Consider the following 20,579-nt stretch of genomic DNA (forward strand, 5'->3'; position numbering starts at 1 on the left):
CCGACTCTATCAGACTCTTTCGTGTCCGATTCCCGGTCGAAGCGGGTCCCGCTTCGCTTTCCAGTTCATCGCTTTCGCGTTTCCCTTTCCGGCGGGCTCGACTCTATCAGGCCTTTTCGCTTTCCTTGACCAGCGCTTGCAGACATGCAGGTGCCGAGTCCGGGTTACAGTCAGGTTTCAAAAGTCGCCGCCGACCCCCGACTCAAAGTCGTACCGGGGCCAGGCAGGAGTACGACAATACAGGCCGCCGGGAGTCGAGGCAAATCCCTTCCGGTGCACTTCTAAGGCCGCGAACCCTCAGGACTCGGACGGAACCGGGACTTCTTATGACTTACGCTGCTGAACAGCACGCCGTCGCCCAGAGGCTGTGACGGCGCCGATCAAGCTCCACCCCTGGGAGGCTCCCTATGACCACTGTGACGTCCCCTCTTGCCGGACGTGCCATCGGGCTCGCTGCGGTACCGGACCCGGTCTTCTCCGGCGCGATGGTGGGCCCTGGAACTGCCATCGATCCCGTGCGCGAGCCCTCCGAGGCCGTGTCTCCGGTCGACGGCATCATCGTCTCCCTGCACCCGCACGCGTTCGTCGTCGTGGACGAGCACGGCCGCGGTGTCCTCACGCACCTCGGCATCGACACCGTTCAGCTCAATGGTGAGGGCTTCGAGCTGCTTGTGAACAAGGGGGACACGGTCACCCGCGGTCAAGGCATCGTGCGCTGGGACCCCGCAGGCGTCGAGGCGGCCGGCAAGTCGCCCGTGTGTCCGGTCGTGGCGCTGGAGGCCACCGCTGAATCCCTCTCCGACGTCCGCGAGGACGGCGACGTGAAAGTCGGCGACACCTTGTTCGGCTGGCAGTGACGAACTCGGCACGATGACAGCCGACTGGATATCCATCGCGGCGGCACGGACCACCGCACGACGGGAGACGGGCGAAATGGAGACAACGCTGCGAGGCGTCGGTGTGAGCCACGGGGTGGCGATCGGCGAGGTGCGTCATATGGGTACGGCGGTGCTCGAACCACCGGCCAAGCAGATTCCCGCCGAAGAGGCCGAGCGCGAACAGGGGCGCGCCCGGCAGGCCGTGGAGGCCGTGGCGGCCGACCTGATCGCGCGCGGCAACCTGGCCGGTGGCGAGGCTCAGCACGTGCTCGAGGCTCAGGCCATGATGGCGCAGGACCCCGAGCTGATGGCCGATGTGGAACGGCGCATCGCCGTCGGCAGCACCGCGGAGCGCGGTGTCTACGACGCGTTCGCGGCGTACCGGGCGCTGCTCGCCAATGCCGGGGAGTACCTGGCGGGGCGCGTCGCCGACCTCGATGACGTGCGCAATCGGATCGTGGCCCGGCTGCTCGGTGTGCCGATGCCCGGTGTGCCGGACAGCGACGAACCCTATGTACTGATCGCCCGGGACCTGGCGCCTGCGGACACGGCGCTGCTCGACCCGGCGTTGGTGCTCGGCTTCGTGACCGAGGAGGGCGGGCCTACCAGCCACAGCGCGATTCTCGCTCGGGCGCTCGGGGTGCCCGCCGTGGTGGCGCTCCCCGGTGCCGGGGATCTCGCCGAAGGCACGGTCATCGCCGTGGACGGCAGCACCGGTGAGATCTTCGTCGAGCCGAGCGCCGAGAAGCGTGCGGAAATGGAGAGTGCCGCGGCGGCGCGCAAGGCCGCACTGTCGGCCTCGTCCGGTCCGGGTGCCACCTCCGACGGTCACAAGGTCCCGCTGCTCGCCAATGTCGGCGGACCCGGCGACGTACCGGCGGCGGTCGAGGCCGGTGCGGAGGGTGTGGGGCTGTTCCGTACCGAGTTCCTGTTCCTGGACGACAGCAAGCAGGCGCCGTCCGAGGAGAAGCAAGTCGCCGCGTACCGCGCGGTGCTGGAGGCGTTTCCCGAGGGGCGGGTCGTCGTACGGGTGCTGGATGCCGGGGCCGACAAGCCGCTGGACTTCCTGACTCCGGCGGACGAGCCGAACCCGGCGCTGGGTGTGCGTGGGCTACGGAGTCTGCTGGACCACCCTGAGGTGCTGCGTACCCAGCTGACCGCGCTGTCGAAAGCGGGCCAGGGGCTGCCTGTCCATCTCGAGGTCATGGCGCCGATGGTGGCGGACCGTACGGATGCCAAGTCCTTCGCCGATGCCTGCCGTGAGGCCGGTCTGCAGGCGAAGTTCGGTGCGATGGTGGAGATTCCGTCCGCCGCACTGCGGGCGCGTTCGATCCTGCAGGAGGTGGAGTTCCTCTCGCTGGGCACCAACGACCTGGCGCAGTACACCTTCGCCGCCGACCGTCAGGTCGGAGCGGTGTCGCGCCTGCAGGATCCGTGGCAGCCCGCGCTGCTCGATCTGGTCGCGATGGCGGCGGAGGCGGCCAGGGCCGAGGGCAAGAGCTGTGGTGTCTGTGGTGAAGCCGCCTCCGATCCGCTGTTGGCCTGCGTCCTGGCGGGGCTGGGTGTGACCTCCCTGTCAATGGGTGCCGCGTCCATTCCTTATGTCCGCGCCACGTTGGCGAAGTACACGCTCGCGCAGTGCGAGCGCGCCGCTTCCGCCGCTCGCGCGGCGGACTCCGCCGAGGATGCGCGGGTCGCCGCTCAGATGGTGCTGTCGGGCGAGTAGCCTGTGGCGTTCTGTGGTGAAGGGGCTCCCTGCCGGTGGTGGCGGGGAGCCCCTTCGGTCTGTCAGTGGTGCGCCTCCGGTTCGTCCGCGCCGAGGTCGAAGCCCGCGCAGTACTCGACGTGCGGCTCCGGGGCGACCGGTTCGCCGGTGTCGGCGTCGGTGCAGTAGGCGCTGAAGACCTCACCGGCGCTGAGCGGGACCAGGTTGCCGCGGGTCAGCCGCCAGCCGTGCACCCGGTCCTTGGCTCCGGTGCTGCTCGTACGCAGCACGACTCCCCCGGGCCTTTCGAGGGCGACGGCCACGGCGAGCACCGTGACGAACTCCGCGCCCTCCTCGGACTCGAGCCGGGCGGGGCCCGTGGTGCCGCGCTCGGTGTGCAGGACGGCGAGCAGGTGCTCGTTGTCGCTGGGGGTGCTGCAGACCAGGTGGTGGGTTCCGGGGCCCGCCGTCTCCAGGATGCGGAGCAGGAGGTGCGAGGCCCGGTCGAAGGCGGCGTGGCCGATGTCCTGGCCGCAGTCCGCGCATTCGCCGAGGCCGGCCAGGAGTGTAGTGGCGTACTCCCAGGTGGCCCGGCGGACGGCCCGGCTGACCAGGAGCGGGATCAGCGTATCGATGGGTTGTCCGGTGTACGCGACGGTGGCGCCGGCGGATGCGATCTCGGCGGTGAAACGGCTGCGGCTGGCCGGGGCGTCGGGAGCGATTCCCGACTCGGCGCAGAACTCCGCGTACTCCTCGGGGTCGAAGAGGGCGACCGTGGCGTGCATGCCCTGTGCGGAGAGAGTCTTCAGCAGACTTTCGACCTGCTGGAGATAGACGGTGTGGTCGTCGAAGGTGAAGGTGCGGTAGCGCCGCATCGCCGCGAAGTCCTGCTCGTCGGCCAGGAGGCCGATGGTGCTGGCTGCTTCGCGGCGCAGCGTGCGTCGCATGGATGCGCCGTGCCTGCTGTGCCCGTTGTTCCGGATGTGCGCCATGAATCCCCCAGTGCGCCGTCGATCATTGCTCACTCAGAGTAATCATGGGCACTGACAACGCGGACGGTCAGTGACGCCCCCGGGCGAGCTCCTCGTAGAAGTGGAGGAGTTCGATGTTGTCGATCGAGCCGGGGTTGACCGCCTTGGCCAGGGGTGTGCCCTGCAGGAGCCGCTTGACCGGGACCTCGATGCGCTTGCCGGTGAGGGTGTGCGGGATGGCGGGGACTTCGATCACTTCGTCGGGGACATGGCGCGGAGAGAGGTTCTCCCGGATGGTCCGCTTGATGCTGTCGCGCAGTTCGTCGTCGAGCCGCGCGCCTTCGGCGAGGTGGACGAAGAGCGGCATCCAGTAGCCTCCGTCGGGCTCTTCGAGGCCGATGACGAGGGATTCGCGGATCTCGGGGAGCCGCTCGACGGCTTCGTAGATGTCGGCGGAGCCCATGCGTACGCCCTGGCGGTTCAGGGTGGAGTCGGAGCGGCCGTGGATGACGACCGAGCCGTGTTCGGTGAGCGTGATCCAGTCGCCGTGACGCCAGACGCCGGGGTACATGTCGAAGTAACTGTCGTGGTAGCGGCTGCCGTCGGGGTCGTTCCAGAAGCGGATGGGCATGGAGGGCAGGGGCGCGGTGACGACGAGTTCCCCGACCTCGCCGATGAGCGGTCCGCCCGCGGGGTCCCAGGACTGGAGGTCCGTGCCGAGGCACGGGGCCTGGAGTTCGCCGATGTGTACGGGGAGGGTGGGGACCGCGCCGGCGAAGCAGCTGCAGACGTCCGTGCCTCCGCTGACGGAGGCGATCCACAGATCGTCGGCCACCTCGTCGTGGAGCCAGCGGAAGCCGTCGGGCGGGAGCGGGGAGCCGGTGGTGGCGACGCACTGGACGCGGGAGAGGTCGTAGTCGCGGCCCGGGTGGATGCCGGCCTTGCGGCAGGCCATGACGTAGGCGGCCGAGGTGCCGAAGAGGGTGGCTCCGGTCTGTTCTGCGACGCGCCACTGGGCACTGACGTCGGGGTAGCCGGGGCTTCCGTCGTACAGCACGAGGGTGGTTCCGGTGAGGAGTCCGGAGACGAGGAAGTTCCACATCATCCAGCCGGTGGAGGTGTACCAGAAGAAGCGGTCCTCGGGGCCGAGGTCGCAGTGCAGCCCGATCTGCTTGAAGTGTTCCAGCAGGATGCCGCCCTGGGACTGGACGATCGCCTTGGGCAGCCCGGTGGTGCCGGAGGAGTAGAGCACCCACAGCGGGTGGTCGAAGGGGACCTGTTCGAAGACGGGCTCGGTGTCCGCCGAGGTGAGGGCGGACCATTCGAGGGTGCCCTCGGGGGCCTCGGTGCCCAGCAGCGGGATGTGGACGACGGCGCGCAGTGTGGGCAGTTCGCGGCGCAGCTCGGCGACCGTGTCGGCCCGGTGGTGTTCCTTGCCGCCGTAGCGGTAGCCGTCGACGGTGAAGAGGACGACGGGTTCGACCTGCTGGAAGCGGTCGAGGACGCTGCGGGCGCCGAAGTCCGGGGCGCAGGATGTCCAGACGCCGCCCACGGCCGCGGTGGCGAGGAAGGCGATGACGGCCTCGGGAATGTTCGGGAGGTAGCCGCTGACGCGGTCGCCCGGTGCGACGCCGAGGGCGCGGAGTTCGGCTGCGAGCGAGCCGACCCGGCTGCGGAGCTCGGACCAGGAGACGGGGATCTGCGCGTGGGTCTCGTCGACGTGGAGCAGAGCGGGGGCGTCTGCGCGCAGGGGGTCCTCGCCGGTGCGCAGCGCGTGTTCGGCGTAGTTGAGGGTGGCGCCGGGGAACCACTGGGCGCCGGGCATGGTGCGGTCGGCGAGGGCGGTCTCGTACGGGGTGGAGAACCGTACGTCGAACCAGTCGGCGACGGCCCGCCAGAAGGTGTCGAGTTCGGCCACGGACCACCGGTGCAGTGCTGGGTAGCCGCCCTCGGCCGGCGCTCCGTAGCGCTGGGACGCCCAGCTCTGGAAGCGGGTGACGGCGGCGGCCGCGATGCGGTCGGGGCCGGGCTGCCAGAGGGGGGCTTCGTGGGCTGCGGCGGTCATGGGGCGGCTCCCTGGCTGTACGGGTACGCGGGATGGGCGTGGCGCGCACACGTGCTGGGGTGTGCGCGTGAGGCGGTTTTTACGGACGATGCCATGTGATCGTCTTTCGCACCAGGGTTCCCCACCCATGGTCGTGTGTCCGGACATGTGGTCCGGACACTGGTCCGGCCCGGGTGAACGGAAGTTGAACGGAGCCCGCATGGGCCCCGTCGGATGGCAGGGTGAGCCGCATGGACGGTCGTGACCTGGTGCGCTCGGTGAAGATGGTGGGTTCGGTGCGAGGGCTGCGTATGGTGCGCTCCTCCTGGCGGCGCCGGAGTGCGGACGCGCGGGCGCTGCCGCCGCGTGGTGCGGAGCGGGCGCGGGTGCCCGGCCCCGTGGTGGGGGCGGAACCGGAGCCGGGCGGGGGTGTGGTGCGGTTCGCCCGTTCGCAGTTGCGGGTGCGGGTGGCGGTGGGCGGCGCGGTGTTCTGGGGGTGGGACGGGGCGGAGCCGTTGCCGTCGTACGCACTGCCCGGTGCGGTGCCTCAGACGGACCCGCGGGCGATGCTGGAGCCGGACAAGGACGGCGGCTGGCAGGTGGTCTCGGAGCGGCTGACCGTCGCGGTGTCGCGGCACGGGGCCGTGGAACTGCGTACTCCCGGCGGAGTGGTGCTCCGGCGCGAGCTGCCGCCGCGCTGGTGGGAGCCGGTTGCGGGTGGCGGTGCCCGATGGGTGCAGCGTTCCGAGGTGCCGGCGGATGCGCGGTTCTTCGGGCTCGGCGGACGGGCGTCGGGGCCTCGGCTGCGGGACGGGGTGTACGAGCTGTGGAACACCGATCCCGGCGGGCGGTTCGGGCCCGATGACGATCCGCTGTATCTGACGATGCCGGTGCAGCTCGTGGTCAGTGACGCGGGGACGCATCTGATGTTCCACGACAACTCCTGGTCGGGGCGGGTGACGCTGCGCGAGGGCGAGGAGGGCGCGGGCTCGGGCCATGACCGGCCGGGGATGTGCGAGGTGCGGATGGACGGGGGGCCGTTGCGCTGCTGGGTGGTGGCGGGGACGCCGGCACGGGTGCTGCGGGGCTGGACGGCACTCACGGGTGCTCCGGCTCTGCCGCCGTCCTGGGCGTTGGGCCCGCAGCACGCCCGGTGGGGGTTCGGGAGCGAGCGGGAGGTCCGGCGGATCGTCGCCGGTTACCGGGAGCGGGGGCTGCCTCTGTCCGTGCTCCATCTGGACATCGACCACTACGACGCGCACCGGGTGTTCACCGTCGATCACGCGCGCTTTCCCGATCTGCCGGGCCTGGCGAAGGAGTTGCGGGAGGGCGGGGTGCGGCTGGTGTCGATCGTCGGTCCCGCGGTGAAGGCGGAGCTGGGGAACGCGGTGTTCGACGCGGGGGCGGCGGTCGGGGACGGCGGGGCGTTCGTCCGGGACGTGCGGGGGCGTGTGGTGCGCGGGGAGGTGTGGCCGGGCGAGTGCGTGTTTCCGGACTTCACCGATCCGAGGGTGCGGGAGTGGTGGGGCGGTCTGTACGAGGAACGGCTGGCGCGGGGTTTCTCCGGTGTGTGGCACGACATGAACGAGCCGGTGTCGTTCGCGGCGTTCGGGGATCCGACGCTGCCGCGGTCGGCACGGCACTCCCTGGAGGGGCGCGGGGGTGATCACCGCGAGGCTCACAATGTGTACGGGCTCGCGATGGCGCGTGCCGGTTACGAGGGGCTGCGCCGACTGCGGCCCCAGGAGCGTCCGTTTCTTTTCTCGCGTTCCGGCTGGGCGGGGATGCAGCGCTACGGGGGCACCTGGTCCGGTGATGTGGCGACCGGCTGGCCGGGGCTGCGGGCCTCGTTGGCGCTGGTGCTGGGGCTGGGGCTGTGCGGGGTGCCCTATTCGGGGCCCGATGTGGGCGGGTTCGACGGCTCGCCGTCGCCGGAGCTGTATCTGCGGTGGTTCCAGCTGGGTGCGTATCTGCCGCTGTTCCGTACCCATGCCGCGATCGGCGCGGGGCGGCGGGAGCCGTGGGAGTTCGGGCCGCAGGTCCTCGAACACGCGCGGGCCGCGCTGGAGGAGCGGGAGCGGCTGCGCCCGTACTTCGTGACGCTGTCGCGGCTGGCCGGGCTGACCGGCGCGCCGTATGTGCGGCCCCTGTGGTGGCGTTCGCCCGGGGACCGGGCGTTGCGGGAGTGCGAGGACGCGTTCTTGTTGGGAGATGCCCTGCTGGTGGCTCCGGTGCTGGAGCGCGGGGCGGATCGCCGGGCAGTGCGATTGCCGCGGGGACGTTGGTACGACACGGCGACCGATGAGGTGCACGAGGGGCCGGGGCAGGTGTTGCTGGATGCGCCGCTGTCACGGGTGCCGGTGCTGGCGCGGGCGGGTTCGGTGCTGCCGGTGCGGGGGGCGGACGGTGGTGTGGAGCTGGAGGTGTGGGCCCCGGCGGCGGGGCGCCGCGGGGGCGGGCCGGTGGTCCTGGACGCGGGGGACGGCTGGGAGGGGGCGGAGGTCGAGCGGTACACGTCGCGGTGGGTGGACGGGCGGGTCCTGGTCGAGCGGGAGGGCGTCGAGGGGCCGGTGCGGTACCCGGTGCGGGTGCGGGGGCTGCAGGACGGTTCGGCCGGTCAGCGGTAGCCGCCGTCGAACCAGGTGCGGACGGCCCGGGTGTGCAGGGGGAACGCGAGCTCGGTGGGCGCGCGGAGCAGCTGGAAGCCGGAGGTCTCGGCGGTGGGGCCGGAGGGTGGGAGGGCGGCTGCGGGGAGCGGCGGGAGGAGACCGAACAGGAGCAGGTGGCCGTCGGGGGCGCTGAGTGCGTCGGCGAGGCGGACATCCCGTTCGTCGGCTCCGATGCCGGTCTCCTCGCCGAGTTCCCGTACGACCGCGTGTTTCCAGTCCTCGTCGTGGTCGATGTAGCCGCCGGGGAGGGCGAGGCCGCCGCGGTGGGGCGGGATGGTGCGGGTGATCACGACGAGGGCGGTGCCGTCGCGGTCGGTGACGGGAAGCAGGGCCACGGCGACCGGCAGCGGGTTGCGGTAGGCGGTGCTGCCGCAGGCGGTGCAGGTGCGGGGCCAGGTGACGGAGGCCGCGTAGGGCGCTCCGCAGCTGCCGCAGTGGGAGTTCTCGGGCTTGCTCTCGGGCTTGCTCTTCGGCGCAGACACGCGCGGACTGTACCGGATCGTCCGGCGGATTCCCCCGCACTACTGGATTATGTGCTCATGACAGGTCTCGCTTCCGCTTTCCGTGTCCTGGCGGCCGCTGCCGCCACCCTGCTCGCCGTCACCGCCGCAGCCCCCACGGCCCGGGCGAGGCCCGAGCCCAAGGCGCCCGAGGAGTTCGTCGCGTTGAGCTCGGTGGATCCGACGATCATCCAGGAGATGCGCTACCCCACCGCCCACAACTTCATGGGCGTCCCGGTGGACGGCTATCGCAAGCCGCTCTGCATCCTGACCCGGCCCGCGGCCCGGGCCCTGCACGACGCGCAGACCCGGCTGCTGCGCAGGGGGTACTCGCTGAAGGTGTACGACTGCTACCGGCCGCAGCGGGCGGTCGACCACTTCGTACGGTGGGCCAAGGATCTCGACGACGAGGCCATGAAGGGCGAGTTCTACCCCCGGGTCGACAAGGCTCGGCTCTTCGCGGACGGCTACATCGCGGAGAAGTCCGGGCACAGCCGCGGCGGCACGGTGGACCTGACGCTGGTGAAGCTGCCCGCCGCACCGACCCCGCCGTACGGGCCCGGAGGCCCGCAGGTGCCCTGCTACGCGCCCGCGGCCGAGCGGTACCCGGACAACTCCCTGGACATGGGAACCGGATACGACTGCTTCGACACGCTCTCCCACACCGACGACCCGCGCGTCCAGGGAACGCAGCGCGCCAATCGGCAGTTCCTCAAGAAGACGCTCACGGATGTCGGTTTCGTGAATCTGGCCGAGGAGTGGTGGCACTACACCTTCAAGCCCGAACTGTTCCCGGACACCTACTTCGACTTCCCCGTGGCCCGACGGTCCGTCGCGGGGCACTGACGCCGGTGCGCAGGAGCGGCCGGCCAGGAACCACCCCCGTGGGTTCCGGCCGCCCGCTCCTTCTTCTCGGACGCGGACCGGCCGTGTCCGGTTGCGGTCCGAGCCACTACGGTGCCCGTATGTCACAGCAGACGTTCGATTCCTACGAAGAGTTCTGGCCCTACTACGTGGCGATGCACTCCAAGGCCGCGACCCGCTGGGTCCATCTGACCGGCACACTGACCGGGCTCGCGGTCACCGCCTACGGCCTGGCGCGCGGGCGCAAGAGGTACGCGGCCGCGTTGCCGCTGATCGGGTACGGGACCGCCTGGCCCGCGCACTTCCTGATCGAGAAGAACAATCCGGCCACCTTCGGGCATCCCGCCTGGTCGCTCCGCGGCGATGTGCAGATGATCCGGATGATGCTGGCGGGACGCGACCGAGAGCTGGCCGAGACGGCCGCCGAGTGGCTTGCCGAGAACGGCTGCCGCCAGGACTGCCAGGGGTATTGACGGTCCGTCACGGCGGGAGAAAGCTCTTTGCTCTTTGCTCAGTGACACGACGACGCACGGCCCGTACCCCGGTCGGCGAGGGTACGGGCCGTGTCGCTCGGGGCCTGCCCGGCGCTGAATCACCGGACCGGCACTGGGGCGTGTTTCGAAAGTGGCGTCGTCCGCCCGGAGGGCGGGGCCGGGGGCGTCCGGTGTGCGATCGCAAGGCGGAGGGAGGAGAGCGCAACGGGCTGCGCCGACGACCGACAACGCGGCGAGCAATGGGGGCTCCCCTGCTCGAACGAAGCCGAGAGCTTGGGGAAGTACCGAACGCCCCCGACCAGACGGGACCTTCGACACGCGCCCTACGTCGCGGTGGGCTCGCGGACACGGTTCTCGCGTGTCACCGCGTCCTCGACGACGGCCACCAGCACGTCCCGTACGGAGCCGCGGTCGCGCGCGTCGCACATGAGCACCCGCACCTCCGGGTCGAGGTCCAGCGCGGCCTGCACCGTCTCGGTGGGGAACCTGTCCGCTCCCTCGAAACAGTTGACGGCGACGGTGAACGGAATGGCACGGCGTTCGAAGTAGTCGACCGCCGCGAAGCAGTCCTCCAGCCGCCGGGTGTCCGCGAGCACTACGGCCCCCAGCGCGCCCTGAGCCAGTTCGTCCCAGAGGAACCAGAAACGGTCCTGTCCCGGGGTGCCGAAGAGGTACAGCACCAGGTCCTCGCGGAGGGTGATCCGGCCGAAATCCATGGCCACGGTGGTGGTGGTCTTGGCCTCCACACCCGCCAGGTCGTCCACCGGGCGGCCCGCCTCGCTGAGTCGCTCCTCCGTACGCAGCGGCCTGATCTCGCTGACCGCGCCGACCAGAGTCGTCTTGCCCACTCCGAAGCCGCCCGCCACCAGGATTTTCAGGGAAACGGGCTCCACGGGCCGCTTCTTGCGGCTAGAGCGCCCGAAGGCCATTGATCACCTCGCGAAGAATGTTCACGTCCGGCAGCTCGGCCGGCGGAACGGGACGGGTTACATGCACCAGCTCGTCCTCGACGAGGTCGCCGACCAGCACCCGGACCACCCCGACGGGGAGATCCAGGCCGGCCGCGAGCTCCGCGATCGACTGGGGCATGCCATTGCAGAGTTCGATGATCTCCACGTGTTCAGGGGAGAGCGTCTGGTCCCGGCCGGGATCTTCGGCCTCGGGCTCGGGGACGACGATCGCGATCAGGTCGAGCCGATGACGGGAGGCGCTGCTGGTACGACCCCGCGTCATCGCGTACGGACGGACCACCGGCCCCGCTTCGGCGTCGTACCAGCGCGAGGCCTGCGGGTCGGTGGGCATTGCCGGAGATCTGGAGGATTCGGCGCTCACCGTTCACTCACCCCCCGGCGGACAGACCGGTCGTCCGGGGAGCGTTGGCCAGGTGGGAGCCGACGCGCTTGACCATCAGCGTCATCTCGTACGCCACCTGGCCCACGTCGGAGTCGGCTTCGGCCAGCACCGCGAGACAGCTGCCGTCACCGGCCGCCGTGACGAACAGGAACGCCTCGTCGAGCTCGACGACGGTCTGGCGGACCCGGCCCGCGTCGAAGTGACGGCCGACGCCCTTGGCGAGACTGTGGAATCCGGAGGCGACGGCCGCCAGATGTTCACTGTCCTCGCGGGTCAGGTCCTTCGACGTGCCGGTGGCGAGGCCGTCGCTGGAGAGCACCAGCGCCTTGTTGATGCTGGCGACGCGCTCGACGAGTTCGTCGAGCAGCCAGTTGAGCTGGCCGGAGCCCTGGCGTGCGGCGTTGGTTGCTGCGACGTTCGGTGCGGTCATCGACCGTCCCCTCCCGGAGTGGTTCCTTGTGCTGTGTCACCGGGGCCGGTCGCGTCCTCGGCGTTCTGCCGACGGCCGCGTTGCCAGCCGCGCTGGAGCGAAGCCATGCGGCTGCGCACCTCCTCCGCATCACGCTCGAAGTCCTGATCCGGTTCCGTTCGGGCCGGCTCGGTGTCGCGGACGACCGATTCCTCGCGCAGTTGCGGAGCGAGACTGGCCTGCCGGATACGGCGGGGCAGACCGCCAACGGTCTCCCGGTCGCCCGGGGCTCTTCGGGACGCGGAATCCTCGGGTGTGGCGGACTCGGTGGGTTTCCGGAAGCCGGTGGGCTGCCGGGGTTCGGTGGCCGCCCCGGGACGCGTTCCGTCGGCGTCGGGAGGCGTGCTGCGGCCGGCGGGGCCGCTCGTTCCGGCGGAGCCCCGCGGGATGCCGTGCCCTGCGTTTGCAGGATGGGCGCGGCCCGCCTCGTCGACCCGTCGGCCGTTGTCGGTGATCAGGGTCGGCGGCTTGCGACGGGGCAGCGGCACCGGGCCGGCCGGGCGCATCGGACGTACGCCGGCCGTCGGCTCGGCCGAGTGGTCGGCGGCCTGCTGGTGCTGTTCGCGGTCGGCCTCGCGCCGGAGGTCACGGGCGCGGAAGATGCCGCCGCGTTCGTTCTCGGTGTCGTCGATGTCGCGGGAGTCGCCCAGCAGGGGGTCGAGCAGCGGGTCGAGTACGGGGTCGCTCTCGAAGCCCAGCGTTCCGACGGGGCCTTCGAGCTCGACGGGCCCGTCCAGGAGGGCCGGGTCGACCAGACCCGTCGGCACGGGGGCGAGGCCCGGGGACCTGCCGGTGGCCCGGCGGTCCGGTGCGCCGTCCCTGCGGTCCCGGTCGCTGCCGGCCACCTCGCCGGCCGCCCTGTCGCTGCCGATGGCCCGCTCGGCCCGGCGGTCGAGGCGGAAGCCGGTGCCGTGCGTATCCGGGGCGTCGGTGAGCAGCGCAGCCGGGATGAAGACGACTGCGGTCGTGCCCCCGTACGGGGAGGTCTGGAGCGAGACACGGACGTTCTGGCGCTGGGCGAGCCGACTGACCACGAACAGGCCGAGCCGGTCGGTGTCGGAGAGTTCGAACTCGGGGGTCTCGGCGAGCCTGAGGTTGGCGTCCAGGAGGACTTCGGCGGGCATGCCGAGTCCACGGTCGTGGATTTCGAGCGTGAAGCCGTTGGCGACGCGTTCGCCGAGCACCTGAACCCCGGTGTGCGGGGGCGAGAACACGGTCGCGTTCTCCAGAAGTTCGGCGATCAGATGCGTGAGGTCGGCGACGGCGGGGCCGCCCACACCGATACGGGGCAGCCGACGGACCTCGATCCGCTCGTAGTCCTCGACCTCGGCGACCGCCGCCCGCACCACGTCCATCAGCTGGATCGGCTTGCGCCACTGGCGGGACGGGGCCGCGCCGGAGAGGATCACCAGGCCCTCGGCATGGCGTCGCATGCGGGTGGTCAGGTGGTCGAGGCGGAAGAGGTCCGCGAGTTCGTCGGTGTTCTCGGTGCGGCGCTCCATCGCGTCCAGGAGCGTCAACTGCCGGTGCAGCAGCACCTGGTTGCGGCGGGCGAGGTTGACGAAGACCTCGGAGACGCCGCGTCGCATGTCCGCCTGCTTGACCGCCGCCTCGACGGCCGCCCGTTGCAGTGTGTTGAGGGCCTGGCCGACCTGGCCTATCTCGTCACGTTCGTACTGGAGGTGCGGGGCCTCGGTCTCGACGTCGACCTGTTCCCCGGCGGCGAGCCGGCGCATCACGCTCGGCAGCCGTACACCGGAGACCTCGTGGGCGTCCTTGCGCAGCCGGGAGAGGTCCCGGATCAGCTCACGGCCGATGCGTACGGAGACGAACACCGAGGCGATCAGGGCCAGGAAGCCGAGGACGCCCGCGATGCCGGCCTTGATCAGGACGCCGTAGCCGGCGGGCTTGCCCCGGTCCTGGAATCGGTTGTTCATCTCCGTGGAGGCGTTGGCCAGCCGCTCCAGGACCGGCGGGGCGGCCTCCTGCCAGCGCTCGGCGTCGACAGCGCGCGGGTCCTCGGTGGGGCCGCCTTCGATGAGGCTCTTCTCCGCCGTCCGCAGCGGCTCGCTGTCCGGGCTCGCCCAGTACTGCTCCACGCGCTGGCGCTCCGAGGCAGGCAGCGTGTCTGCGTTGATCTCGTAGAGCAGCTTGCGGTTGGCCACGAGGTCGGAGATCTTTCGCAGTTCGGAGGCGGTGAGCCGTCCGGCGATCAGCGACGAGGCGACCAGGGCATCTTCACGGGAGAGCATTTCGCGGGCTCGCGAGATGCCGACCAGCGCACGGAGCTGCTGGTCCATCGACACGTTCTCCATCGTGCGGAGGCCGGTCATGAAGCGGTAGCAGGGGTCTATGAGCCGACCGTAGAACTCCATCGCCTTGGAGCGGTCGATGGTGCGTCTGTCGACCGATTCGCGGAGCGCGCCCAGGCCCTCGACCATGTTGAGAATCGAGTCCAGCTGTGCGTCGTCCTCGGAGCTGAGCGCGTCACGGATGTCTTCCTGCCGGGCGCTGTCCTTGATGCCGGTCAGGACGCGGTCGGTGGCCGCGCGTTGGCGTTGCAGGAGCGGGAGAGAGTCGGAGGCCCTGGGGTCGGCGAGGAAGACCAGTGTCTGCCGACGCTCCTTCTGAATGGCGCGGACGGTCTCCTCCAGAGGATGACCGACCTTCTCCATGACCGCGCTCGCGCCCATCAGGTGACGGGCCTCGCGTCCTGTCAGATAGGTGGCGAATCCCCAGAGGCCGACGAGGGAGACGAGCGGCACCAGTAGCAGCGCCACGATCTTCCTGCGGATGGACTTTCCGCGAAAGCGCATGGACTCCCCCAGCTCGACCCCGCGGGGCGGGAGTCGTGTTCCGTCAACAAACGGCGCGAGCCTACTACTGACGGAGTAACAACTCGAAGGACTGTCCGGACGATTTTCGGCCGCGCTATCCGGTGTTGGTCACGGGTTGTCCTGGTACCCCGGACAATGAAATTCGCGAAAGCAGCAGAAGAGGCCCACCATGGCCTCATGCTGCTCTGTAAGGCAGTTGGCTGAAATCGTTCGCTTCACAACGGTTCGGGGGAATCTTCGCGGCTGTTCACTCGTCTCTCTGTACGGGGCAGGGGCAACACGGGGAGAGCCAGGGCCCGTTCGGCAGGATCACGGCGGAATGGCCGTGCCCGATCCGCCGGGCGGGGGCCGCGGGGCGGATGCCGTGACAACAGGACGGTCCGACCCGCCCGCGTAGAAGCGGTGCATGCCGGGCAGCAACCCTGAAGTCGGACAGCGGTGGGGAGTTGAGAGTCCTTGGAAACGGAACAGCGTCGGGGAGCGGTGCCGTCGGCACCGGCCGCGACGGCGAGCTCGGTGGCGGGCGGGGCGAAGATCCCACGCCAGCTGTGGGTGGAAGAACCCGTGGCACGGCGGCGGATGCCGGACCCGGTCCGCAGCTCCGCCGTGCGTGCCGTACTCATCATGTCGCTGACGATCATCCAGGCCATGGTGGCGTTCCTGTGCACGCTCGCCGGGTCCTGGCTGGCCTTCCCGATGATGCTGAGCGGTGTGGCCAGCACCGTGGTCGCGACCTGGTCGGTGCTGGACGTCTGGGTCACCCGGCAGGTCTGGAATCAGCGCAACGGCGTGGTTTCGGTGCCGAGCAGCTCGGCGCGGCAGCTGCGCCGCGAGCGACGCAGGGCACGGCGGGCGGCGCGGGCTGCGCAGCGGCACGAGGCCCGGATACGCCGCCGGGGCCCGGAAAGCCTCTCACGGGCCTGAGCGCCGGCGGGCCGCAGCCGTGCTCGACCTCCGGCCCGGCCCCGCGCGTCCCCGCCCGCCCTACTTCTCCTCAGTGGTGTCGGAGGGTGTCGTGGTGCGCTTGAACATGCGGGTGGCGGTGATCTCGCCGTGCACCGTCTCGCCGTTCGGGTCCTGCTGCGGCAGACCGGGGCGCAGGTGCTCCTCCACGCTGATGTATTTCAGCCCGGCACGCAGATCCGCGTCATTGCGCAACCGGATGACCAGCGGGAATTCTGCGAGCGCCGTGGTGTCGAACAGTCCGGTCGTGTAGAGCAGCTGCACGCCCAGGGCATCCGACACCGCGCGCTGGAGCTCCAGCAGATAGGTGGCGTTGGCGCGGCCGATGGGGTTGTCCAGGAAGAGGGTGCCCGCGTGCCGGTGCTGGTGACGGTCACGGCCCCGGTCGTTGCTGCGCAGCGCGGCCATCGTGCAGTACAGGGCGATGGCCGCGGTGAGCAACTGGCCACCGGAGAAGACATCGCCCATCTGTCCGACCGGGACGCGCTCGGCGCGGAGCACCGCGTCCGGCTTGAGGATCTCCACGGCGATGCCCTTGGGCTCCAGCGCCGCCTGCACACCGCGCAGCAGCAGGGACATGCCGTCCCTGCGCAGATCGGAGTTCTTCTTCAGTGCGGCGCGGGTCGCCTCGTCGACGACCTCGCCGAGGCGCTCGGTGAGCGTCGCCTGGTCGGGTTCCTCGAAGCGGATCCGGAGGAATTCCTGACCGGACCACTCCCCCAGCCCGTCGGGGAGCCGGGAGAGCCGCTGGGCGGACCGCAGGGTGGTGAGCGCGGACTCCACGAGACCGCGGAGCCGGTCGACGATGGAGTCACGATTGCGCTCCAACTGGGCCAGCTCGTCGGTGAGTACCCGGAGCCGGGGCGCGAAGGCGGCGGCCCACTTCTCGGCGTGCTCCGGCAGCGCCGCGGAGGGCAGCTCGCGGATCTGCTGACGGGCGGGGGTTCGGACCTGTTCGTAGCGCGTGGAGTTGGCGTGCCGTACGAGGACGTCGCCCGCTTCCCGTACGGCGCTCTCGGCGGCGGACAGGTCGGCGGCGCAGCCGCGCAGTGAGCGGCGGGCCTCGGCGGCGGACTGCCGGGCCTCGTCGAGGCTGCCGGGGTACGGCTCGGGGGCCTCGGCGTCGTCGTCCGCGCCGTGGTCCCTGAGCACGTCGCGCAGGAGGGCCGCCGTCTCGTCGAAGCCGCCTGCCGAGTCCTCGGCGGTGCGGTGGGCGTGCAGCAACTCGGCGTGGACGGCGCGGGCGGTGTCCAGGGTCGCGGTGGCGGAGGCCAGCTCGGCCGTGGCGGTACGCAGGAGGGCCTGGGCCCGGTCGGCGTCGGCGGGGACCAGCTCCTCGGGGAGTTCGGTGTGGTGGGGCTCGCCGTCGGCCGGGGCCAGGCGCTCGGCCTCGCCGCGGAGCCGGCCCAGCTGCTCACTCGCTGTGGAGGCCCTGGTCTCCAGGAGCTGGACCAGGGACTCGGCACGGGCGGCGGCCGCCTGCCGGGAGGGGCCGTCCGCGCCGTCGGTGCCTTCGAGGAGCTGGGCGGCGCGGGTGCGGACCTTGTTGGTGAGCCGGTCCAGTTCGGCGAGGGCGGCGCTCTCGTCGCTCTCCGCGCGGGCCTGTTCGGCGCGCAGATCGGCGCCGACGCCGACCTTCTCGTACAGCTGGGACGCGGCCCGGTACGCCTCGCGCAGAGCGGGGAGTGCGGGGCGCGGGTTCTCGTCGTCCCCGGGCTCCGGGAGCTGCTCGGGGGCGCCCGCGATCTCCGCCCGTTCGGCGCGCAGGGCGCGCGCGGTGCGGCGGGCGTCGTCGGCGGCGCGCTGGGCGGCTCTGCGGTCCTCGTCGGCGGAGCGGGCCCGCTCCAGGCAGACGGTGGCACGGACTTCGGACTCGGCCGCCTCGTCGACGAGTTCACGGAGCTTCACCTGCCAGCCCGCGCGTTCCCGGAGCCGGTACGCGAGGCCCGAGAGGGCGTCGGCGGCGCGGCGGGCGCGCTGTGCGGCATCCTGGCGCTCGTCGCGGACGCGGGCGGTGTCCGCGGCGGCCTCGTCCGCCTCGGCGCGGACCGTACGGGCTTCGGCCAGCTCGGCCTCGGCGGTCTCCGCGGCCGTGCGGGCGGTGCGGGCGGCCTCGGCCAGCTCGGCGAGCATGCCGGGCGGGCAGTCGGCCCGCCAGGAGCCGATGCGGGCCGCGAGGGAACGGTCGCCGGTGAGGCGGGCCGCGAGAGTGCGGATGTCCTCGTCGCGGGCCGCGGCCCTGCTCCTGAGGGCCTGCCGCTCCTCGTCGGCCGCGTGCTCGTCGTGCATCGCCGGGTTCGGCGGGACGAGGAACACGCCTTCCGTTCCCGTCGCCGGGCCCGTGCCTGCGGCCGGGACGGGGGCGAGCAGCGCGGCAGCGGTGCCGACGGCGACCGCGGAGCGCGGCAGCAGTGCGGCGCCGCTCAGCACCTCGCGGGCGCGGGCGTGCGAGTCGGGGTCGGTGATGACCACGCCGTCGACGAGCTCGGGGCGGGCGGCGAGGACGCTCGCGTGGTCGGCGGGGTCGACGGCCTGGGCGAGGTAGCGCCAGCCGGGCAGGGCCGGGATGCCGTGCTCGCCGAGGTACTCGACGGTGGCCAGGACATCGGGTCCGGGCGGCAGCAGTCCGCCGTCGCCGAGCGCGCCGAGGATGCGGGAGTCGTCGGCGGCCGCGGTGCGCAGTTCGAAGAGGCGGCGTTCGGCGGAGGTGATGGACTGGTCGAGCAGCTCCCGCAGTTCGTCGGCGCTGCGGTCGAGCTCCTGGGCGGTCAGCGGCTGTCCCGGGGCCTGTTCGGCCGTGGCGGTGTGGGTGCCCTGGGCCGCGTGGGCGGGGCGAATCGCCTCGCCCGTCCGGCCGGGTGCCTCCGCGGCGGTCCGTCGGTCGGTGGTGTCCGCGCCGTGCGGAGCGTCCGGGTCCGTTCCGGCCGGGCCGCGGCGGGGCCCGGGCACGCCGGTGCCGTGGGCGGCGGGCAGGCCCAGCAGGTCGGCGAGCCGGTGGTCGGCGGCGATCGACTCGGCTGCCCTGAGCTCGGCCTCGTAGGACTGTTCCGCGGCCTGTGCGGCATCGGCGGCGCGCGCCGCCGCCAGTTCGGCGCGGCTCTCGGCGGCCGCGGCTTCCCTGGCCACGCCGGCCGCCGAGCGGGCGGCCTCCCTGGCGGTGTCCCACGCGGCGACGGCGGAGGTCTCGGCGTCGCTGGCGGCGAGGGCGGCGCGTGCCGGGTCGGCGTCCGGTGCGGTGTCGTCGAGCCAGCCGGCCCGTACCGCCTGTGCCGTCTCCTGCTCGACCTCGGCCAGGCGCTGGCGCAGATGTCCGGCCTCGCTGCGGGCGCGCTGGGCCTCGGTGGCGGCGGTGGTGGCGTCCCGGTGGGCGGTCTCGCCCACGGTCTGGAGGGTGTCGGAACGCTCCTCCTCCTCGTTGGCGAGGCTCTCGCCGGCCTCGGCGGCGGTGTGCAGCGCCCGGACGAGGTCGGCGGCGGCCCTGGCGCGGGCGGCGAGCGCGGGCGCGGCGTCCCGTTCGGCCTCGCGGATGGCGGCGGCCACCCGTGCGGAGCGGTCGGCGGCGGCGCGGTGGCGCAGCACCGCCTCGGCGGCCTGCCAGGCGGAGTACAGGGTGCGGGCTTCGCCCAGTTCGCGGCGTTGGGCGGCGGCGCCCTTCTCGGCCGCGGTCAGGGCCAGGGAGGCGTGTCGGAAGGCCAGTTCGGCGGCGATCAGGGCGCTGCGGCTGCGGGCCTGTTCGGCCGTGGTGACGGTGTGCGCGGCGCCCGTCACCTGCTGGGCCAGCTCGGCGGTCCGGCCGCGTTCCTGCCCGGCGCGGGCGGAGAGCCTGCGGGCGAGCGTACGGGTGCGGCGCTCGGCGCCCGCGTGGATGTCCCGGGCACGGGAGCGGGTGCCCGCGGCCTCCACGATCCGGCCGAGGAGGTCGACCGAGCCTGCGGTGAAGTCGCGCTCGGCGGTCAGCTCGGCGCGGCGGCCCAGCTTGTTTCCGAAGCCGCTCACCAGGTCGGCGAGGCCGTCGGTGTCGCGGGTGTCGGTGACGGCGCGGAGCAGCAGGTCGGTGAAGTCGGAGTCCTTCTTGACCGCGAAGAGCCCTGCCGCCTCGCCCTCGTCGGCGTTCATCTCGCGCTGGTAGCGGAAGAGTTCGGGGTCGAGTCCGAGTTCTCCGAGGTGCTCGTTCCAGCGGTCGTGGATCTCTTCCCAGTGCACATCGAGGTGCTGGTAGAACTTGCCCGCCTCGGTGAGGGCGTCACGGAAGCCCTTCATGGTGCGCCGTCTGCCCTGCGCGCCGGAGACGCCTTCGACGGGCCGGCGTACGGATGTCGCCTCGGCGACCGGCAGGGAGTCCAGGCTGAGGCCGGGTCCGGGCCGGAAGGAGTACCAGGCCTCGGCGAACTTCCGCGGGTCGTTGGAGACCTGACGGCCACGCCATTCGCTGACCTTGCCGACGACCACGCACTCTCCGGTGAGGGTGTGCTGCCACTCCAGGGCGACATGCCCGCAGTCGTCGGCGAGCAGGAACTTGCGCAGCACGCCGGAGCTGGCGCCGCCCAGGGTGTTGCGGTGACCGGGCAGCATCACGGAGAAGATCAGCTTCAGCAGCACCGACTTTCCGCCGCCGTTCTCCAGGAAGAGGACACCGGCGGGGGCGGGGCGGCGCGGCGGGCCGACCGGCTCCTCCTCGAAGAACTCCGCCTGGGCCGGCGCGGGGTTGGGCACGGGCTCGCCCACTCCGCGCAGGTCGAGCACGGTGTCGGCGTAGCGCGCGCCGGCAGGCCCGATGGAGTAGAGGCGGACCCGGGACAGCTCGTACATGGCGGCGGACTCTCGTCGTTCAG

At 71.7% G+C, this 20,579-nt stretch carries 14 protein-coding genes; 6 read left to right on the forward strand and 8 right to left on the reverse strand.

The genetic code is table 11. The annotated features are described in order from the left end of the window. The first annotated feature begins 407 nt into the window (after positions 1-407). Together ACWCQ6_RS26395 and ptsP are read left to right on the forward strand one after the other, a co-directional pair. The gene (locus ACWCQ6_RS26395) at positions 408-857 is read left to right on the forward strand and encodes a PTS sugar transporter subunit IIA (RefSeq protein WP_451093196.1); all 450 of its coding nucleotides are present in this window, start codon (positions 408-410) and stop codon (positions 855-857) included. 76 nt (positions 858-933) lie between these two features. After that, positions 934-2,604, forward strand: coding sequence for a phosphoenolpyruvate--protein phosphotransferase (gene ptsP, locus ACWCQ6_RS26400; RefSeq protein ID WP_451093198.1), 1,671 nt, complete (start codon positions 934-936; stop codon positions 2,602-2,604). A 62-nt stretch (positions 2,605-2,666) separates the two neighbouring features. Here the strand turns inward: ptsP and ACWCQ6_RS26405 are convergent, their stop codons facing one another. Beyond that, positions 2,667-3,575, reverse strand: coding sequence for a hypothetical protein (locus ACWCQ6_RS26405; protein ID WP_451093200.1), 909 nt, complete (start codon positions 3,573-3,575; stop codon positions 2,667-2,669). 67 nt (positions 3,576-3,642) lie between these two features. Beyond that, positions 3,643-5,619 carry an acetoacetate--CoA ligase gene (locus ACWCQ6_RS26410; RefSeq protein WP_451093202.1) on the reverse strand — a complete coding sequence of 659 codons (1,977 nt, stop codon included), beginning with the start codon at positions 5,617-5,619 and terminating at the stop codon, positions 3,643-3,645. 230 nt (positions 5,620-5,849) lie between these two features. On the opposite strand from ACWCQ6_RS26410, the gene ACWCQ6_RS26415 reads away from it, so the two are divergent. After that, entirely contained in the window at positions 5,850-8,225 is a 2,376-nt protein-coding gene (locus ACWCQ6_RS26415; RefSeq protein WP_451093204.1) for a glycoside hydrolase family 31 protein, read from the forward strand. Here ACWCQ6_RS26415 and ACWCQ6_RS26420 read toward each other — a convergent pair. Next, positions 8,216-8,749: an NUDIX domain-containing protein gene (locus ACWCQ6_RS26420; RefSeq protein WP_451093206.1), complete on the reverse strand. Its 534-nt coding sequence runs from the start codon at positions 8,747-8,749 to the stop codon at positions 8,216-8,218. The two genes, ACWCQ6_RS26415 and ACWCQ6_RS26420, sit on opposite strands and share 10 nt — an antisense overlap. A 57-nt stretch (positions 8,750-8,806) precedes the next feature. Here ACWCQ6_RS26420 and ACWCQ6_RS26425 point away from each other — a divergent pair, with 57 nt between their 5' ends. Together ACWCQ6_RS26425 and ACWCQ6_RS26430 are read left to right on the forward strand one after the other, a co-directional pair. Further along, positions 8,807-9,613 (forward strand): M15 family metallopeptidase, encoded by an 807-nt coding sequence (locus ACWCQ6_RS26425; protein ID WP_451093208.1) that lies wholly within the window; start codon positions 8,807-8,809, stop codon positions 9,611-9,613. 119 nt (positions 9,614-9,732) lie between these two features. Further along, positions 9,733-10,104 carry an Mpo1-like protein gene (locus ACWCQ6_RS26430; protein WP_451093210.1) on the forward strand — a complete coding sequence of 124 codons (372 nt, stop codon included), beginning with the start codon at positions 9,733-9,735 and terminating at the stop codon, positions 10,102-10,104. A 344-nt stretch (positions 10,105-10,448) separates the two neighbouring features. Here ACWCQ6_RS26430 and ACWCQ6_RS26435 read toward each other — a convergent pair whose 3' ends face one another. Genes ACWCQ6_RS26435 through ACWCQ6_RS26450 form a run of 4 tightly spaced genes read right to left on the reverse strand, consistent with a single transcriptional unit; the run spans position 10,449 to position 14,763 of the window. After that, a complete protein-coding gene (locus ACWCQ6_RS26435; protein ID WP_451093212.1) occupies positions 10,449-11,054 on the reverse strand; it encodes a GTP-binding protein in 606 nt (201 codons plus the stop codon). After that, positions 11,035-11,427 carry a DUF742 domain-containing protein gene (locus ACWCQ6_RS26440; RefSeq protein ID WP_451093214.1) on the reverse strand — a complete coding sequence of 131 codons (393 nt, stop codon included), beginning with the start codon at positions 11,425-11,427 and terminating at the stop codon, positions 11,035-11,037. Before ACWCQ6_RS26440 ends, ACWCQ6_RS26435 begins: the two co-directional genes overlap by 20 nt. Positions 11,428-11,464: 37 nt before the next feature. Continuing rightward, positions 11,465-11,908 (reverse strand): roadblock/LC7 domain-containing protein, encoded by a 444-nt coding sequence (locus ACWCQ6_RS26445; protein ID WP_451093216.1) that lies wholly within the window; start codon positions 11,906-11,908, stop codon positions 11,465-11,467. Continuing rightward, positions 11,905-14,763: a nitrate- and nitrite sensing domain-containing protein gene (locus ACWCQ6_RS26450; protein WP_451093218.1), complete on the reverse strand. Its 2,859-nt coding sequence runs from the start codon at positions 14,761-14,763 to the stop codon at positions 11,905-11,907. Before ACWCQ6_RS26450 ends, ACWCQ6_RS26445 begins: the two co-directional genes overlap by 4 nt. A 504-nt stretch (positions 14,764-15,267) precedes the next feature. Between ACWCQ6_RS26450 and ACWCQ6_RS26455 the strand changes: the two genes are divergently transcribed. After that, positions 15,268-15,708 carry a hypothetical protein gene (locus ACWCQ6_RS26455; RefSeq protein ID WP_451093246.1) on the forward strand — a complete coding sequence of 147 codons (441 nt, stop codon included), beginning with the start codon at positions 15,268-15,270 and terminating at the stop codon, positions 15,706-15,708. 60 nt (positions 15,709-15,768) lie between these two features. Here ACWCQ6_RS26455 and ACWCQ6_RS26460 read toward each other — a convergent pair whose 3' ends face one another. After that, positions 15,769-20,556 carry a hypothetical protein gene (locus ACWCQ6_RS26460; protein ID WP_451093220.1) on the reverse strand — a complete coding sequence of 1,596 codons (4,788 nt, stop codon included), beginning with the start codon at positions 20,554-20,556 and terminating at the stop codon, positions 15,769-15,771. Positions 20,557-20,579 lie beyond the last annotated feature (23 nt).

The sequence above is a fragment of the Streptomyces sp. NPDC001880 genome (assembly GCF_053594575.1).

Coding starts and splice junctions, on each gene's coding strand:
- ACWCQ6_RS26430 (WP_451093210.1), top strand. CDS start 9,733: ATGTCACAGCAGACGTTCGATTCCTACGAAGAGTTCTGGCCCTACTAC.
- ptsP (WP_451093198.1), top strand. CDS start 934: ATGGAGACAACGCTGCGAGGCGTCGGTGTGAGCCACGGGGTGGCGATC.
- ACWCQ6_RS26395 (WP_451093196.1), top strand. CDS start 408: ATGACCACTGTGACGTCCCCTCTTGCCGGACGTGCCATCGGGCTCGCT.
- ACWCQ6_RS26410 (WP_451093202.1), bottom strand. CDS start 5,619: ATGACCGCCGCAGCCCACGAAGCCCCCCTCTGGCAGCCCGGCCCCGAC.
- ACWCQ6_RS26440 (WP_451093214.1), bottom strand. CDS start 11,427: ATGCCCACCGACCCGCAGGCCTCGCGCTGGTACGACGCCGAAGCGGGG.
- ACWCQ6_RS26425 (WP_451093208.1), top strand. CDS start 8,807: ATGACAGGTCTCGCTTCCGCTTTCCGTGTCCTGGCGGCCGCTGCCGCC.
- ACWCQ6_RS26445 (WP_451093216.1), bottom strand. CDS start 11,908: ATGACCGCACCGAACGTCGCAGCAACCAACGCCGCACGCCAGGGCTCC.
- ACWCQ6_RS26435 (WP_451093212.1), bottom strand. CDS start 11,054: ATGGCCTTCGGGCGCTCTAGCCGCAAGAAGCGGCCCGTGGAGCCCGTT.
- ACWCQ6_RS26460 (WP_451093220.1), bottom strand. CDS start 20,556: ATGTACGAGCTGTCCCGGGTCCGCCTCTACTCCATCGGGCCTGCCGGC.
- ACWCQ6_RS26415 (WP_451093204.1), top strand. CDS start 5,850: ATGGACGGTCGTGACCTGGTGCGCTCGGTGAAGATGGTGGGTTCGGTG.
- ACWCQ6_RS26450 (WP_451093218.1), bottom strand. CDS start 14,763: ATGCGCTTTCGCGGAAAGTCCATCCGCAGGAAGATCGTGGCGCTGCTA.
- ACWCQ6_RS26405 (WP_451093200.1), bottom strand. CDS start 3,575: ATGGCGCACATCCGGAACAACGGGCACAGCAGGCACGGCGCATCCATG.